Below are 16,296 nucleotides of genomic sequence, written 5' to 3' on the forward strand. Positions count from 1 at the left end.
GTACCCGAAAAAGAGGGTACTACATTAAATAAGCACTATTTTAGCTGTTTCGTCAAGTTTGCCATTTCGATCGCGGCCATGGCGGCGTCCCAGCCCTTGTTTCCGGCTTTGGTGCCGGCGCGTTCAATCGCCTGCTCGATATTTTCCGTAGTCACGACGCCGAAAATGGCCGGAATGCCGGTCTTCAGACCGATGGCCGCGACACCTTTAGCCACCTCATTGCAAACATAGTCATAATGCGAAGTGGAACCCCGGATAACGGTGCCCAGCGTGATCACCGCGTCGTAATTGCCGCTTTCCGCGAGCTTCTGTGCGGCCAAAGGAATTTCAAACGCGCCCGGTACCCATGCGACGCTGATCTCTTCTTCCTTAACGCCGTGGCGTTTCAGGGCATCGAGCGCTCCGCTGAGCAGCTTGCTTGTTATAAACTCGTTGAACCGGCCTACAACGATGCCGTATTTTAACCCTTCCGATACCAGATTGCCTTCAAAAACGTTCATCATAATGATTTCATCCTCCCTGTGCTTTAAACTGTGTTTTATAACCGTTACAAACGGCTGTGCTTCCCGCGATTAAACCTCGGCGGATTCGTTTTGCTCCAAATCATCGAATTTCAGCATATGCCCGAGCTTGGCTTGCTTCGTATGCAGATAACGGGTGTTATCGGCATTTTCTTTCATTTGCAGCGGAACCCGCTCCACCACTTCCAGACCGTAACCTTCCAGGCCTTTAATCTTTCGCGGATTGTTCGTGAGCAGGCGGATATGGCGAACGCCCAAGTCCTTGAGAATTTGCGCCCCGATGCCGTAATCCCGCAAGTCGGCCGGGAAACCCAGCTTCAGATTGGCGTCGACCGTATCGAACCCCTCTTCCTGCAGCTTATAGGCTTTCAGCTTGTTGACCAGTCCGATCCCGCGGCCTTCCTGGCGCATATAGAGGAGAATCCCCCGGCCCTCTTGTTCGATCTGCCGGAGCGCGGCTTCAAATTGCGGGCCGCAATCGCATCTGTGCGAATGAAAGACGTCGCCGGTCAGACATTCGGAGTGGACCCGAACCAGAACGGGCTCATCACCGTCGATTTCGCCTTTGACTAGGGCCACATGCTCCTTAGCGTCTACCTCGTTCGTATAAGCCACCGCCCGGAATTCGCCGTAGTCGGTCGGCATCCGCACCTCGACTTCCCGGTTGACCAGCTTTTCTTTCTCATTGCGGTAATGAATCAGGTCTTTGACGCTGATCAGCTTCAAGTCATGCTTCTTGGCGATTTCCACCAGATCGGGGAGTCTCGCCATCGTCCCGTCCTCTTTAATCACCTCGCAAATGACGCCGGCGGGATACGAGCCGCACATCCGGGCCAGATCGACGGCCGCCTCCGTATGGCCTGCCCTGCGCAAGACACCGCCCTTCTTGGCAATCAGCGGGAACATATGGCCAGGCCGCCGGAAGTCCGACGGTTTCGCCTTCGGGTCCATAATTCCGCGAACCGTCAAAGAGCGCTCGTGGGCGGAAATTCCGGTGGTCGTATCTTTATGATCGATCGAAACGGTAAACGCCGTTCCGTGATAGTCGGTATTTTGAGCCACCATCGGCGTAAGCTCGAGTTCCTCGGCGCGCTCCGCCGTAATCGGCAGGCAGACCAGCCCCCGGCCCTGGGTAATCATGAAATTGATCACCTCCGGAGTGGCTTTCTCGGCCAGCGCCACAAAATCCCCTTCATTTTCGCGGTCCTCGTCATCGACCACGATGATCACCTTGCCGCGCATCAGCTCGTAAATCGCTTCTTCCACGCGGTCCAGTTGAAATTCGCTCATGGGAATCCCTCCATTTTACATAAATCCGTGCTCCGACAGAAATTGCGGGTCAATGCCCCTCGCTGGAGCGGACACCGTCTTCCGGTCTCCGTTTCCCGAAGTTCCGTAATTCAAAAGATGCTCTACATATTTTCCAAGCACGTCGCATTCCAGGTTAACCGTATCCCCCGCCCCTTTATAGACGAGGATCGTCTCTTTTAAAGTATGGGGAATAATCGATATGGAAAATCCGCCTTCATGTGCTTCAACCACCGTCAGACTGATTCCGTCCACCGTTATGGATCCCTGGGGGATAATGTACCGCGAGAGTGAAGCATCGGCCAATTCGATCTCGTATACGACGGAATTTTGGTCCTGACGCTTGCGTACGATTTGACCCGTTCCGTCCACATGGCCCTGCACGATGTGTCCGCCGAACCGGCCGCCGGCCGCCATCGCCCGTTCGAGGTTTACTTTGCTGCCGGGTTTTAGATCCTTCAGATTAGTATGACGGAACGTTTGCGGCATCACATCGACCATAAATGAATGATCATCAAAAGATACGGCCGTCAGGCATACGCCGTTAACGGCGATGCTGTCCCCCAGTTTCAACCCTTCAGTGATGACCCGGGCCGCAATATGCAGTATGAGTGCCTCCCCTTGGCGGCTAACCGATTTCATCGTCCCGATCTCCTCGATAAGTCCTGTAAACATAGGCTGCCCCCTTTACGCCTCCGTATTTCCTTCGATGTCTGCCTGCACTTCCTCCGGCCAAACCGGCTTTCCTTGAATACAGACATTGTCTCCGATCGTCTCGACTTTCACACTTGCCAGCGTGACGGCTTGGCTCATTTTCTCATATCCCGGAAAAATAAAGCTCCCCGGCGCTTCCACCCCGCCGACCAGTTTCGGGGCGATAAACAGGACGATCTCATCCACCAGCCTCTTTTCCAGCAGAGAGCCGTTTAACCGGCCGCCCCCTTCGACCAGAATGGAGGAGATTTCGCGTTCCCCCAGTTTTTGGAGCGCCAACTGCAAATCCACACGCGGCCCCTCCCCGCAGGGAATCACTTCGATGCCCCGCTCCGTCAGGGCAGCCATCTTCGCACGGTCCGCGGCCTCGGTCGTCAGGACGAGGGTCGGCGCCGCTCCGTCGCTCAGTACCCGGCTGCCGACCGGAACCCGAAGCGTCGAATCGACGATGATGCGCACCGGATCCAGTCCGGGAACCGCTAGACGGGTCGTCAATTGCGGATCATCCGCCAGCACGGTTCCGGAGCCGACCATAATACCTTGATGGCGGTGCCGCATCGTGTGCACGATTTCGCGCGAGGCTTCGTTCGAAATCCACTTGCTGTCCCCCGTTTTCGTCGCGATTTTACCGTCCAGCGTACTGGCCGTTTTTATCGTGACGTATGGGAGACCGGTCGTGATGTACTTGATGAATTTCCGGTTTAAAGCCACCGCCCGTTCCCGAAGCACCCCGGTTGTGACTTCGATGCCGCTTTGCCGCAACCGTTCGATTCCCCGCCCGGCCACCTGCGGATTGGGATCTTCGGTGGCCACGACAACCCTTGCCACCTTATCCTCGATCAGCCGCTCCGCGCAAGGAGGAGTCATCCCGTGATGGCTGCAGGGCTCCAGCGTAACGTACACCGTGCTTCCTTCGGCCAAGGGGCCCGCCATGCGGAGCGCATGCACTTCCGCATGCGGCGTTCCCCTCTTCAGGTGGGAGCCCAAGCCGACCACCGCGCCGTCTTTGACCACGACAGCCCCGACGACCGGATTGATCCCGGTCTGCCCCTGGGCGCGTTCGGCCATTTGCAGGGCCAGCTCCATGTAATATTCATCGCCGATCGTTTCTATAACCGCCCCTCCTTTTGCTTTAGACATAAAAAGCTCCCGCCGGAGCATTCCGGCAGGAGCTGTTGAGAGTGATCATCCGCGAAATAAAAGCTGCGTTAAATTACACCTAACCAAGCCATGACAAAATCATAGCCGGTAGGCATTCTTCGCCTTCGCCAAATCGAGCATCTTGTTCAACATGGAAACACAAATAAACCATGTGAAAACATGAACTTTAACGAAGCTGCTTTGTTTTAATTAAAAGCACCGTACGATTGACCTACGAATGCTCTTCGCGTCTCCTTCTCCCATCCAGACTATACTGTCGGTCCCGGAATCACACCGGCTCAGCCATATGCGAGCAGTTCCCGCATACGGGTCACGGACTTGTGCGCGCCCTGATCTCCGCATTCGTTGTAACAACTCATTGCCGGAGCCTCAAAGCCCGCCATCACCGTCGGTAGGGAATTTCACCCTGCCCCGAAGGAATGCATATGAAATTGATAAAGTCATTAAACCATCTGACTTGAGGAAAGAATAGCATAAAAAAAACAAAAATACAACAATACCCGATTCAGATATTGTTGTCAGTTTATTCTCCGCACCGCTAATCATTATTACTATCACTGGAGCTTAAGTTGCTCGGTGGTTGACATTTTTTATAATCGCTCCTTTATTTAGGAAACAAAAAATAAATAGTACGCCATTCATCTGAATAAAAAAAGCCTCCGCGTGCGACAATAACATTGCCCCGTTTGCCGGGGAAAGAAACCTTCAGGAGGGAACAGCCATGGCCAAACCTGACAACCGCGCCGATAACGTGGAAAAGCTGCAGGAGAACATTCAGAATACGATCCGCAACTTCCGCGAAGGCCAGGACTACCTGAGCGAACATGCCGATGAAATCACCGGTGAGGAAAAACAACAAATTGAAGAAAAGAACGCCCGGCGTATAAACAGTATCCGCGGCTTCCGGGAGGAAGTCAAGGACGAAGCGGCTGACCGGCAATCCTAATCTTATCATGGAATAGCAGAAGGGCTCCCGGCCAAATTTGGCCTAGGGAGCCCTTCGCATTACACAAGGATTACTCGTCCCAGACGGTAACCTCTTTCATTTTGTCCCCGGGACGGATTTGATCCACCAGGTCCATACCGGACGTCACCTTTCCGAATACGGTATGCACTCCGTTCAGGTGAGGCTGCGGCTCATACACGATGAAGAACTGGCTGCCGCCGGTGTCTTTTCCGGCATGGGCCATCGACAATACGCCGCGTTCGTGCTTCGTCGTATTCGTGGCTGTTTCGCATTTGATCGTGTAACCCGGTCCACCGGTACCAGTCCCGTTAGGGCAGCCCCCCTGCGCTACAAACCCGGGAATAACACGGTGAAACGTCAGCCCGTTATAGAAGCCGGAGTTCGCCAGCTTCTCGAAGTTCGCCACAGTACCCGGAGCCTCTTCCGGCAGAAACTGGATTTCCACTTCCCCGCCTTTTTCCAAAACGATCTTTCCTTTTTTCATATAGGTCACTTCCTCTTCTTCTTTAGTGAACATGCTTCGGGACAAACCTATTCCAGTGTACTATGAAATCCCTCGGGTAGCAAAAAAAGGCCCGATCAGAGCGTTGGAATCCTACTTCCCGGCACAAGAAAAAGCCAGTTCACACTTAGAAATGAACTGGCTTAGTCCGTGTGAAATGTTCTTCCATTTCACACGGCTGCTTATCATATAGATGAATTCCTGCAAATCTGCAGGCTTTTTACCATTCAGAAGGTTTGTGCGAAATTCATGCAAATCTTGTATTTTTAGCGGAGAATCCCTGCTGGCCGCAAATCGCCAAAAATTCCTGCACAATAGCATCAATTTGCGAATACCGAGGGGATATGGCGAAAATTCCTGCATTTTTGCATCTATTCGAACTTCACTTACCGTCCCCTCTTATTTCAGGGACGGCTGTTTGGCAATGCGCTCGGGAATAACGTCGCAGGAGGTGATGTCCTGCAGGGTCTCCCGTTTAACAACCAGATCGCTTTGACCATTCTGCACGAACACGACCGCAGGCCGGCGGATCCTGTTATAATTGCTCGCCATGGCGTAGTTGTAAGCTCCGGTACAAGCAACCGCCAGCAAATCGCCGGATTTGACCTTCGGCAGTTCCAGATCCCAGATCAGCATGTCGCCGCTTTCGCAGCATTTACCGGCGATGGAAACCGTCTCTTCGGCCGCATCCAGGCCGCGGTTGGCCAGCATCGCTTCATACTTGGATTCGTACAGCGCCGGACGCGGGTTGTCGGTCATTCCTCCGTCAACGGAGACATATTTCCGTACCCCCGGGATGTCCTTGCTCGTACCGACCGTATATAGCGTAGTTCCGGCGTCGCCCACGATACTGCGGCCCGGTTCCACCCAAATCTCCGGCAGTTGCGGATAAGCGTCGGCAAAAGAAGACTTCACCGCATCCGTAATCGCCTTCACATAATCCGATACCTTCAATGGCGTGTCCTCGGAGGTGTAACGGATCCCGAAGCCACCGCCGAGATTGATGACTTTAAAGATGACGTTCAGTTGATCCTTGACGCGAAGCGCGAATTCCGCCACGCGCTCCACAGCCATCTGAAAGCCTTCGACCTCAAAAATTTGCGAGCCGATGTGGGAATGCAGCCCGAGCAAATTCAGGTTCAAACTGCGGGATGCCTGTTCAACCGCTTCATAAGCGGAGCCGTTGCCGATATCGAAGCCGAACTTCGAATCCGTTTGCCCGGTGGAAATATATTCATGCGTATGGGCTTCCACCCCCGGCGTGACGCGCAGCAGAACATTGACGGTGACGCCTTTTTCGGCGGCAAGCGCCTGCAGCATGTGCATCTCCGTAAAGTTATCCACTACAAAACAGCCGATGTTCGCCTGAATCGCCATCTCCAGCTCTTCCGGCGTCTTGTTATTGCCATGAAAATGGATCCGCTGCGCAGGGAAACCAGCCTGCAGTGCCGTATATAATTCCCCTTCCGACACGACGTCAAGGGACAGCCCCTCTTCCTCGGCCAGCCGGCACATAGCCATAACGCAGAACGCTTTGCTGGCGTAAGCCACCTGGAAGGACAAGCCCGATGCCCGAAACGCTTCCATATATTCACGGCATCTTTGCCGAATCAAGGCTTCATCCATAATGTAGAGCGGAGTGCCGTAAGTTTCTTTCAGCTCTAGCGTATCGCATCCGCCGATTTCCAGATGTCCCTTGGAGTTGATTTTGCTGGTACCGTGTAAATACATCTATGCAGTCCTCCACTTTCAGTTTTTCATCAGTATAGCAAACAACCACCCAACTGAAAAATGGATTTTTAGGAATATCATTTGTGTTTTTTGCGGACTGGCCTACGAATCCCGCTTCTCGCGCGGCATCCTCGTCCGGTCCCTCGTCTTGTTCATGGAAGGTCTCTGCTTGGACGTGAGCACCGGGACGCGGAAGATGATGGCTGCCATCGCCTTTGCATTAAAGGGAATAAACGGCCACAAGTAAGAAGTATTAAACGACCGCTGCAGGCTGAGAAATATCATAAAAGCCGTGATCCCGCCGATAAACCCCGGCGCCCCGAAAATCGCCACCAGGATGATCATAGTCAACCTGACCGCCCGATTGGCCAGCCCCAGCTCATAGCTGGGCGTGGCAAACATGCCGATGGCGGCGACCGCCATATACAGCACAACCTCGTTGACGAACAGACCGCTCTTTACCGCGATATCCCCAATCAGAATCGCCGCGATCAAACCCATCGCCGAGGCCAGCGGAGTCGGGGTGTGAACCGCGGCCATGCGCATCAGATCCACCCCGAACTCCACCAGCAGGAATTGGGCGATCAGCGGGATTCTGGCCATTTTTTGCGGCCCGATGAAGTTCAATGCTTCCGGTTTTAATTCCGGATGAATGACGACAAGAAGCCATAACGGTAAGAGGAACAGCGAGGCGAAAATGCCGAAAAATCTGACCCAGCGCAAATAGGTGCCCATAAACGGCGTCTGCCGGTTTTCTTCCGCATGTTGGCAGAGATCGAAGAAGCTCGTCGGCAAAATCATGACGCTCGGCGAAGTATCGACAAAGATCACGACCCTCCCCTCCATTAGATGGGAGGCGACGACGTCCGGGCGCTCGGAATAACGAACCATCGGATAGGGGTTCCACCTCTTCTTGATAATCGCTTCCTCCAGTTGCTTGTCGGCCAAGGGAATACCGTCCAGCTCTACCGCCCGAACCTTTTCTTTTACGGCGTCAACCAGCACCTTGTCCACGATGTCATCGATATAGGCGATGCAGACATCCGTTTGCGAACGGCGGCCCACTTTCATCACTTCGAATTTTACGCCAGGATCGCGAAGGCGTCTGCGAACCAGGATCACGTTCGTCACAAGCGTTTCCGTAAAACCGTCCCTGGCACCGCGAACCACCCGTTCGAGGGAGGGCTCTTCGGGGCTGCGCACCGGATAAGAGCGGGTATCCAACAGGATTGCCGATTGCTCCCCTTCGATAAAAAAGACGCTCATGCCGACCAGGACACTGTCGATGGCCTTGCTCAGTTCCTCCGTTTTTTCAACCTGAATATGCGGAATGTACAGGTCGAAAAAGGATCGCAGCGCACCTAAGCTCAAATCTTCGGGAGTCAGATAAGTCAGCCGTTTGAGGATTTCCTGAAGAATCGCATCCTTAACGAAGCCATTAATAAAGAGAAGTCCTGTCTTCTTACCGCCGAAAGTCATTTCGCGAAAAACGATGTCGAAGCCTTGGCCCAAACCGACAACTTCTTCGAGCGTTTTTTTCGTCGTATTCAGGCTGCGGCTGATTTGATCGCTCTTCTGCCAATAACGGATCGATTCCTTCACGGAGTCTGACCGCTCGGTTTCCACTTTCCGGCGATGTACCTCCTTCGCCTCTTCACCGCCCTCCAAGTCGTATTCCCCGAAGCCCGGCATGAATCTCGGCTCCTCTCCAGTGTGCTCCCCGGTTCCCCCCCGGCCGCCCCGTTCCTGACCCATCATCTCACATCAACCTCCTCGATCTGTTTACTTTCTGTAGATGAACCATTCGAAAAAGGAGCCGGCCACCTTCCCGCACACCATCGCCATCAGGAGGCCGACAAGATAGTCCTGCATGCGCAGCCTTTTGGCCAGAATGGGCAAGACGTTCAGCACTTCCGTGAGCGCCGCCGCCAGCATCCCGACAAACACGCCGTTCAGCAAACCGACAATGCCGGTTCCCAGCCAGGGGCCAGGCAGGCTCCAGTTCCAGAAATCCGCGACTGTCCCGAAGAAGGCCCCACCGATCATCGCCCCCTCATACCAATGGGCCTTGTTGTAGGACTTCGTCACTTGGGCTAACCGCGGAATCACATCCAGGACAATGAATAAAGCGATCACCCCGCCTCCAACGGCAATGCCTCCCGCCAGGCCGATAAACACCGTTACGAAAAAAGACAGAACGGAACTCAAGGCTCTTTCTCCTTCCGATCCGTACAGGCTTCCGCCCGGCGTTTTTTCTCGTATTCCTCGAATATCACGTATTGATTCAAATTTTCTTGATAAAGGTACATTTCGACTTCCAACGGCGTCGGCTCTTCGTTCCACTTTTTCTTAAAAAGATGATTAAAGAAAATGATCATCCCAAGGCCGATCCCGATGGAGTATGCCCCTTGAAACAAGTAGGGGTGGTCGTCCTTTTTTCCCGTCAGCATTTCGACGATCCTCACCTGCACCTGGGGCATGCTGACATCGGCATGAAAATTCATGATGGTCAGCGCCGCTCCGAAAAACAGCAGCAACCAGACGATAATAAACAGGGACAGCGAAGGTTTTTTTTCGCCGGCCACCATTTCGACAAGAACATGGGGCTCCCCCAGTAATTCGATCCGCAAGCCGGGAAAGCGTTTATGAATGCATTCGATTACCTGAAGCATGTCAACAACCAGAAGGTTCCCCTCATGATAATCCGGCCGCTCCAGCACGAGAGCTTTAAGTTCTGTTTCATACGCCGGATCCGCCAGGATGCGGGCGATATCTTCCAAACGAACCGCCCTTCCGGCCTGAAGTTTGACATACTTGCGCAGTCGCAGATAAACGGGAGTTGCCGTCCCTTTCTCCATCATGGACACCCCTCTACTGCAGTAATGTCCATAGTATGCCAAGTCCTCCTGCGGTTTACTCAAAACGAAAAGCCGCCCGGATGTTAAATCCGAAGCGGCCTTTTTTTACTTAGAATATTCTTATTTACTGGGCGATCTGATCCCTAATGCTCTGCAGTATTTTTTTCTCGAGGCGGGACACCTGAACCTGGGAAATCCCCAGCCTGTTAGCCACCTCGGATTGGGTCTGATCCCGGTAATACCGCAGATAAACGATGAGACGTTCCCGTTCGCTCAAGCCGTCAATGGCTTCGTGAAGGGCGAGCTTATCAAACCAACGTTCCTGGGATTCATCGGCGATTTGATCCATCAGTGTGATCGGATCTCCGTCGTTCTCGAAGACGGTTTCGTGAATGGAAGCCGGGGGCTTGTTCGCCTCCTGCGCGAAAACCACATCCTCCGGCGTCACTCCCAGTTCCTCGGCCACTTCTTTGACCGTGGGGAGCCGATTCAGCACCTTGGACAGTTCATCCTTCTTTTTGCGCACTTTATTCGCCATTTCCTTCAGCGAGCGGCTGACCTTCAGCGTCCCGTCATCGCGCAGAAATCGTTGGATTTCTCCGATGATCATCGGCACGGCGTACGTCGAAAACTTGACGTCATAGCTGAGATCGAACTTGTCGACCGATTTCAGCAGGCCGATACAGCCGATCTGGAACAGATCTTCCGGTTCGTAGCCGCGGTTCATAAACCGCTGCACCACGGACCAGACAAGCCGGATATTGCAATTCACCAGCCGGTCCCGAGCCGCGTTATCCCCGCTTTGGCTCAAGGCGATCAGCCGTTTGACTTCGCTATCGTCCAAATATTCTCTCGAGGCTTGCTTCACTTCGGCATCCATAGCTCCAACCCCTAATTGTACAAAGCTTTCTTAGATACAATCCTCTTCTTCATCCGGATGGAAGTGCCCCTGCCCATCTCGCTGGTTACATCAAATTCATCCATGAAGTTCTCCATGATCGTAAAGCCCATACCCGACCGCTCCAATTCCGGTTTGGACGTATACAGCGGCTGTTTGGCCAGCTCCACGTCCTCAATGCCGCGCCCTTGATCCTCCACCGTAAGGATCACCGTGTCGCCTTCAATCGCCGCCGAGATCGTCACGATCCCTTCGGGATCACCGTCATAACCGTGAATGATCGAGTTCGTCACCGCTTCGGAGACGACCGTTTTCAAATCGGTGATTTCATCCATCGTCGGATCGAGCTGGGAGACGAAGGCGGCTACCGTCACGCGGGCAAACGACTCGTTTTCCGATTTGGCGGCAAACTGCAGTTTCATGAAATTACGGTCGATCTGGTTCATAGAGCAACCCCCAATTCCGAAAGCGCCTGGCTTTCATCCTCGTGCACCGACATGATTTTGAACAGCCCGGACATGTCAAACAGCCGGTGAACCGGAGGGTTCACTCCGCAAACGACCATTCTCCCGCCCTTCTGCTTAATCAGCTTATATCTGCCCAAAATCACGCCGATTCCCGAGCTGTCCATAAACTGCAGCGATTCCAAGCTAAGCAAAAGATGGCGGCAGGTTCCCTTCGCAATTTCCTCATCCAGGGATAAACGGACCTCATCGACCGTATGGTGATCTAACTCTCCAACCAAACGAACGATCAGCGTATCCCGGTGTCTTTTCATTTCCACTTGCAGATTCACGTCTGTTCACTCTCCTCCCTGACATGAACACAACAATTCTACGACCTTGCGCCGTATTCCTTCCCGCTGACAAAACTAGAAGAAAAACGCTACGAATCTACAAAAAACAAGTGGGAGGCCGTACGTTTGAACAAGGTCCACCACCCGGCTTTCTTGATGGCGGCGGCGGCTTTCAGTTCGAACTCGTTCAGTATCTTGCCGTCCTGGTACACAACAAGCTTGCCGACAATCTGCCCTTCTTGAACAGGTGCGGCGATTTTCTCCGGAACCTCCAGCTTATGCGTAATGTTGCCTTGAGCGGACCCTTTTTTAACAAGAACGCTCATCGTACGCGACGCGGCGACTTCCAGATGCGCGGCTTCCCCCCTCTGAACCTTGATTTTGCCGATGATTTCGCCGGCTTTGTAGATCGGATGAAGGGCATACTGGGAGAAGGCGTAATCAAACATCGCCGACACCTCGGCATTGCGGGTTTTGGTGTTCGGCTCCCCGAGCACGACGGCGATCAACCGCAAACCGTCACGCTTGGCGGTCGCCGCCAGACAGAAGCGGGCCTCCGACGTATATCCGGTCTTCAGACCGTCCGCACCGCTGTAGAACCGAACCAGTTTGTTCGTATTCACAAGCCAGAACGGCTTCTCCGTATCCTTGCGCAAGTAATCCTGATACGAACCGGTATACTTCGTGATCGCCTCGTATTTGAGCAATTCCCGGCTCATCATGGCGATGTCATGGGCCGAAGAATAATGATTCTCCACAGGCAGGCCATTGCAATTGGAAAAATGGGTGTCCTTCAGCCCCAACTGCGCTGCTTTCTCATTCATCATCTGCACGAAGGCCTTTTCCGTTCCGGCGATTTTCTCGGCCAGAGCCACGGAGGCATCGTTGCCGGAAGCCATGGCGACGCCCTTCAGAAGCTCGTCCACCGTCATTTCTTCCCCCGGCTCCAGAAAAATTTGCGAACCGCCCATGGAAGAGGCGTTTTCGCTGGCGGTGACTTTATCGGTCCATTTCAGCTTGCCCTGATCGATCGCCTCCATCGTCAGCAGCATCGTCATAATTTTGGTAATGCTGGCAGGCGGCAACTGCTCGTGGCTCTTTTTCTCGTAAATAACCGTGCCCGTATCCGCATCGATCAGAATCGCCGACAGCGCGTTGTCCGCCAGGGCAAGACCCTCGTCCGCCTTATGCGGCCGTCCGTGATTAGCCAATGCGGCGTTCGGCCAGAACGGAACGGCCAACAGCATCGCCAAAAAACCGAAAAACAACCGTTTCTTCAACATAGTTCCCCCTTCGAATAAAAATCAGGATTCTGCTAACCCAGTATGCCCTCTCTTTTGTCATATTATTCCTGAGTGGATCATTAATAGAGGTTGCAGTAAAAATGAGGATATGTTAAAATTTCGCTAACACTTAACGTTAGGAGATGAAGAGGATAATGTAAGATTTCTTGCCCTCGTTTAAAGAATAAAGCGCGATTGGTTTTATTCTTTTTTGGCAAGAAAGTTACTTTATTCTTTTCACTCAAAAAATAGATTCCGTCCACCCTTATACTCGGGTAGGATTTGACGTATTTTTTTGAGCTGTAAGAAAGGTAACTTTCTTGCAGCTCATTTTTATTTGGACAAAGGAGGTTACCGCCATGTCATTAATCAAGGTAACAAACCTGACGTTTGCCTACGACGGCAGTTACGACAACATTTTTGAAAATGTAAGCTTCCAAATGGATACCGACTGGAAGTTGGGCTTTACGGGGAGAAACGGCCGGGGCAAGACCACGTTTCTGAATCTGCTGCTCGGCAAATACGAATACAGCGGGACTATTTCGGCCAACGTCAACTTTGAGTATTTCCCCTTTACCGTTGAACACAAAGAGAACAACACCGTCGACATCGTCGCCGAGATCTATCCGGACTACGAGCATTGGCGGCTTATACGCGAGCTTTCGCTGCTAAAGGTGTCGGAGGATGTGCTATACCGGCCTTTCGAATCCTTGTCCCACGGAGAACAGACGAAGGTGCTGCTGGCGGCCCTGTTCCTAAAGGAAAACCGGTTTTTGCTCATTGACGAGCCGACCAACCATCTGGACCTGCATGCCCGGAAGCTGGTCAGCGATTATTTGAACGGCAAGAGCGGGTTTATTTTGGTGTCGCACGACCGGGCGTTTCTCGATCATTGCGTAGACCACATTATTTCAATCAACAAAACAGATATCGAAGTGCAGAAGGGGAATTTTTCCGACTGGTGGGAGAACAAGCAACGGCAGGACCTCTACGAGATGGCCGGGAACGAAAAACTGAAGAAGGATATCAAGCGGCTGTCCGAAGCGGCCCAGCGCACGAGCAACTGGTCGCACGAAGTGGAGAAAACCAAAAACGGTACCCGCAACTCCGGCTCCAAGGTCGACAAAGGGTACATTGGTCACAAGGCCGCCAAAATGATGAAACGGTCCAAGTCGATTGAGCAAAGACAACAATCCGCTCTCGAGGAAAAATCCCGGCTGCTGAAAAACGTCGAAAGCTCGGAAGCCCTGAAAATATCCCAATTGACGTATCATAAACACCAGCTCGTGGAGCTTGACCGCGTTTCGATTCATTATGGTGAAAAACAGGTGTGCGGCGACATCAACTTTACTATTGAGCAAGGGGACCGCATCGCGCTTTCCGGTCCGAACGGCTCGGGGAAATCCAGCTTGCTCAAGCTGATTTGCGGTGAGGACATCCCTTATACCGGCGCGTTACGAATAGGGAGCCAGTTGAAAATTTCCTATGTTTCGCAGGACACCTCGCATTTACGGGGTGATTTGTCGGACTTCGCCAGAAACAGCGTGATCGACGAAAGTCTGTTTAAATCGATTTTGAGGAAACTTGATTTTTCCCGCTTGCAATTCGAAAAAGATATTTCTTCTTTTAGCGGGGGACAGAAGAAGAAGGTGCTGATCGCGAAAAGCCTTTGCGAGCGGGTTCATCTTCATGTTTGGGACGAACCGCTGAATTTTGTCGACGTCATCTCCCGGATGCAGATCGAGGAGCTGCTCCTACAGCATGCTCCGACAATCCTTTTTGTCGAGCATGACAGCGAGTTTTGCAGCCATATCGCGACTAAGACGGTGGAGTTGAAGCTTTGAGAGACGATCGCCAATTAAGAAAAACGTCTATCGGCTTACTCTTGCTTTTTGTCCGACGGTGGCCATGCCAAGCGACTTCGCTAGCGAATTAACGGGAATTTCTCCCGTTAATTCGTTGCTTTTTGCACCATCTTGCGCTTTAGCTGGAATTTCTCCAGCTAAATCTGCCTCTCCGGTGCATACCGAACTTCCGGCCGAAAAATAGCTGGTGCTTTTCCAGCTAATCTGGCCCCCGGCCGTTTTCTCGTGTGATTAACGGGAGATTTTCCCGTTAATCACAGCCAGAAAGCAAATCCCACGAAGTGTATGCTTTCTGATATTTTAAAAAAGCAGCCGGAAGAATGAAATCTTTCCTCACTCCCGGCTGCTTTTCAATATTCATTAAAACCTGCGCACCCCGTCGGGGGTAATCAACGCAAAAACAAGCGGTCTGCGGGGCACCTTCTCGTCCGTGATCCCGTAGGCTTCTTTCACTTTGCGGCTTGCTTCCTCCAGCCGGCTTTGGAATGACGGATTGAGATGGAGAACCGCCAGCACTTCCCCAACCTCAACCGGATCGCCGATCTTCTTGCGCAGGCTCAGGCCCGCCGCCAAATCGATGACGGAATCCTTCGTCTCGCGGCCCGCGCCCAGCAGCATCGCGGCGATGCCGATCTCCTCCGCCTGAATCGATTCGACAAAGCCGCGCTTCTCCGCCTTCACTTCCACGTGAAGCTCGGCCTTCGGCAGCAAGTCCGCGTTTTCGATTTGCCGGGTATCCCCGCCTTGGGCTTCCACCATCATCTTCAGGCGTTCCAACGCTTCTCCGCTGGCGAGCTTCTCCCGAAGAATGGCCCGCGCCGCCTCCTCATCCGGAGCTTTACCGCCCAGAACAAGCATATGCGAAGCGAGGATCAGGCACACTTCTTCCAAATCCTTCGGCCCCTCGCCCCGCAGGGTGGCAATCGCCTCCTCGATCTCGAGCGCGTTTCCGATCGAGTAGCCGAGCGGCTGGTCCATATCGCTGATCACCGCGATCGTGCTCCGCCCGACTTGCGTGCCGATATCGACCATCGCTTTGGCCAGCCGGATCGAATCGTCCAGGGTCTTCATGAACGCGCCGCTGCCCGTCTTCACGTCCAACACGATAGCATCGGCCCCGGCCGCGATCTTCTTGCTCATCACGGAGCTCGCGATGAGCGGGATGGATTCCACGGTCGCGGTCACGTCCCGCAGACCGTACAGCTTCTTGTCCGCCGGCGTCATATTGCCGCTTTGGCCGACCACGGCCAAGCCGATTTCGTTTACCTGGCGGAAGAACTGTTCCTGCCCCAGCTCCACGGAGAAGCCCCGGATCGCCTCCAGTTTGTCGATCGTCCCGCCGGTGTGGCCGAGGCCCCTTCCCGACATTTTTGCTACGGGTACGCCGGCGGCCGCGACAAGCGGGCCGATAACGATCGTCGTCTTGTCTCCCACCCCACCGGTGGAGTGCTTGTCCACTTTCACGCCGCGGATCGAGCTTAGATCGATCATATCGCCCGAGGATGCCATGTGCATCGTCAAATCCGCGGTCTCGCGCGCGCTCATACCTTGGTAATACACGGCCATTGCCCAGGCCGCCATCTGATAGTCCGGGATGTCCCCTTCGCTGTAGCCCTTGACCAAAAAGCCGATTTCCTCATGGCTCAGCTCCAGGCCGTCTCTTTTTTTCCGAATCAGGTCAACCGCTCTCAA

General features: G+C 53.4%; 16 protein-coding genes and 1 riboswitch. Of the genes, 2 read left to right on the top strand and 14 right to left on the bottom strand.

Going from position 1 to position 16,296, the window contains the following annotated elements; genetic code table 11:
* Window positions 1-35: 35 nt before the first annotated feature.
* The 4 genes from ribH to ribD all read right to left on the bottom strand — a co-directional run bounded on the left by ribH (window position 36) and on the right by ribD (window position 3,656).
* A complete protein-coding gene (gene ribH / locus V4U88_RS02450) occupies window positions 36-503 on the bottom strand; it encodes a 6,7-dimethyl-8-ribityllumazine synthase (protein ID WP_334071636.1) in 468 nt (155 codons plus the stop codon).
* Window positions 504-572: 69 nt separating this feature from the next.
* Window positions 573-1,811: a bifunctional 3,4-dihydroxy-2-butanone-4-phosphate synthase/GTP cyclohydrolase II gene (locus V4U88_RS02455; protein ID WP_334071637.1), complete on the bottom strand. Its 1,239-nt coding sequence runs from the start codon at window positions 1,809-1,811 to the stop codon at window positions 573-575.
* Window positions 1,812-1,826: 15 nt separating this feature from the next.
* Window positions 1,827-2,504, bottom strand: coding sequence for a riboflavin synthase (ribE, locus tag V4U88_RS02460; protein WP_334071638.1), 678 nt, complete (start codon window positions 2,502-2,504; stop codon window positions 1,827-1,829).
* A gap of 12 nt (window positions 2,505-2,516) precedes the next feature.
* Complete coding sequence (gene ribD, locus V4U88_RS02465; protein ID WP_334072051.1) at window positions 2,517-3,656, bottom strand: bifunctional diaminohydroxyphosphoribosylaminopyrimidine deaminase/5-amino-6-(5-phosphoribosylamino)uracil reductase RibD; 1,140 nt, start codon at window positions 3,654-3,656, stop codon at window positions 2,517-2,519.
* A 275-nt stretch (window positions 3,657-3,931) separates the two neighbouring features.
* A riboswitch (FMN riboswitch) is annotated at window positions 3,932-4,127 on the bottom strand.
* A 298-nt stretch (window positions 4,128-4,425) separates the two neighbouring features.
* Here ribD and tlp point away from each other — a divergent pair.
* A complete protein-coding gene (gene tlp / locus V4U88_RS02470; protein ID WP_334071639.1) occupies window positions 4,426-4,650 on the top strand; it encodes a small acid-soluble spore protein Tlp in 225 nt (74 codons plus the stop codon).
* Window positions 4,651-4,720: 70 nt separating this feature from the next.
* Here tlp and V4U88_RS02475 read toward each other — a convergent pair whose 3' ends face one another.
* The 9 genes from V4U88_RS02475 to V4U88_RS02515 all read right to left on the bottom strand — a co-directional run bounded on the left by V4U88_RS02475 (window position 4,721) and on the right by V4U88_RS02515 (window position 12,736).
* Window positions 4,721-5,155, bottom strand: a complete 435-nt coding sequence (locus tag V4U88_RS02475; protein ID WP_334071640.1) for a peptidylprolyl isomerase — start codon at window positions 5,153-5,155, stop codon at window positions 4,721-4,723.
* Between the two features lie 417 nt (window positions 5,156-5,572).
* Entirely contained in the window at window positions 5,573-6,904 is a 1,332-nt protein-coding gene (lysA, locus tag V4U88_RS02480) for a diaminopimelate decarboxylase (RefSeq protein WP_334071642.1), read from the bottom strand.
* Between the two features lie 102 nt (window positions 6,905-7,006).
* Complete coding sequence (locus V4U88_RS02485) at window positions 7,007-8,662, bottom strand: spore germination protein (RefSeq protein ID WP_442951863.1); 1,656 nt, start codon at window positions 8,660-8,662, stop codon at window positions 7,007-7,009.
* 24 nt (window positions 8,663-8,686) lie between these two features.
* Window positions 8,687-9,112: a stage V sporulation protein AB gene (locus V4U88_RS02490; RefSeq protein WP_334071643.1), complete on the bottom strand. Its 426-nt coding sequence runs from the start codon at window positions 9,110-9,112 to the stop codon at window positions 8,687-8,689.
* The gene (locus tag V4U88_RS02495) at window positions 9,109-9,762 is read right to left on the bottom strand and encodes a stage V sporulation protein AA (RefSeq protein ID WP_334072053.1); all 654 of its coding nucleotides are present in this window, start codon (window positions 9,760-9,762) and stop codon (window positions 9,109-9,111) included. The genes V4U88_RS02490 and V4U88_RS02495 overlap by 4 nt, the downstream gene beginning before the upstream one ends.
* Before the next feature lie 124 nt (window positions 9,763-9,886).
* Window positions 9,887-10,642 (bottom strand): RNA polymerase sporulation sigma factor SigF, encoded by a 756-nt coding sequence (gene sigF, locus V4U88_RS02500; RefSeq protein WP_334071644.1) that lies wholly within the window; start codon window positions 10,640-10,642, stop codon window positions 9,887-9,889.
* An 11-nt stretch (window positions 10,643-10,653) separates the two neighbouring features.
* A complete protein-coding gene (gene spoIIAB, locus V4U88_RS02505; RefSeq protein WP_334071645.1) occupies window positions 10,654-11,106 on the bottom strand; it encodes an anti-sigma F factor in 453 nt (150 codons plus the stop codon).
* On the bottom strand, window positions 11,103-11,456 hold the full coding sequence (gene spoIIAA / locus V4U88_RS02510) for an anti-sigma F factor antagonist (protein ID WP_334071646.1): 354 nt from the start codon (window positions 11,454-11,456) through the stop codon (window positions 11,103-11,105). Before spoIIAA ends, spoIIAB begins: the two co-directional genes overlap by 4 nt.
* An 89-nt stretch (window positions 11,457-11,545) precedes the next feature.
* Window positions 11,546-12,736, bottom strand: coding sequence for a D-alanyl-D-alanine carboxypeptidase family protein (locus V4U88_RS02515; protein ID WP_334072054.1), 1,191 nt, complete (start codon window positions 12,734-12,736; stop codon window positions 11,546-11,548).
* A 362-nt stretch (window positions 12,737-13,098) separates the two neighbouring features.
* Here V4U88_RS02515 and V4U88_RS02520 point away from each other — a divergent pair, with 362 nt between their 5' ends.
* The gene (locus V4U88_RS02520) at window positions 13,099-14,583 is read left to right on the top strand and encodes an Lsa family ABC-F type ribosomal protection protein (protein WP_334071647.1); all 1,485 of its coding nucleotides are present in this window, start codon (window positions 13,099-13,101) and stop codon (window positions 14,581-14,583) included.
* A gap of 381 nt (window positions 14,584-14,964) precedes the next feature.
* On the opposite strand, the gene V4U88_RS02525 is transcribed toward V4U88_RS02520, so the two are convergent.
* Complete coding sequence (locus V4U88_RS02525; RefSeq protein WP_334071648.1) at window positions 14,965-16,296, bottom strand: pyrimidine-nucleoside phosphorylase; 1,332 nt, start codon at window positions 16,294-16,296, stop codon at window positions 14,965-14,967.

It is taken from the genome of Paenibacillus sp. A14, assembly GCF_036864815.1.
GTDB lineage: Bacteria > Bacillota > Bacilli > Paenibacillales > Paenibacillaceae > Fontibacillus > Fontibacillus sanfengchensis.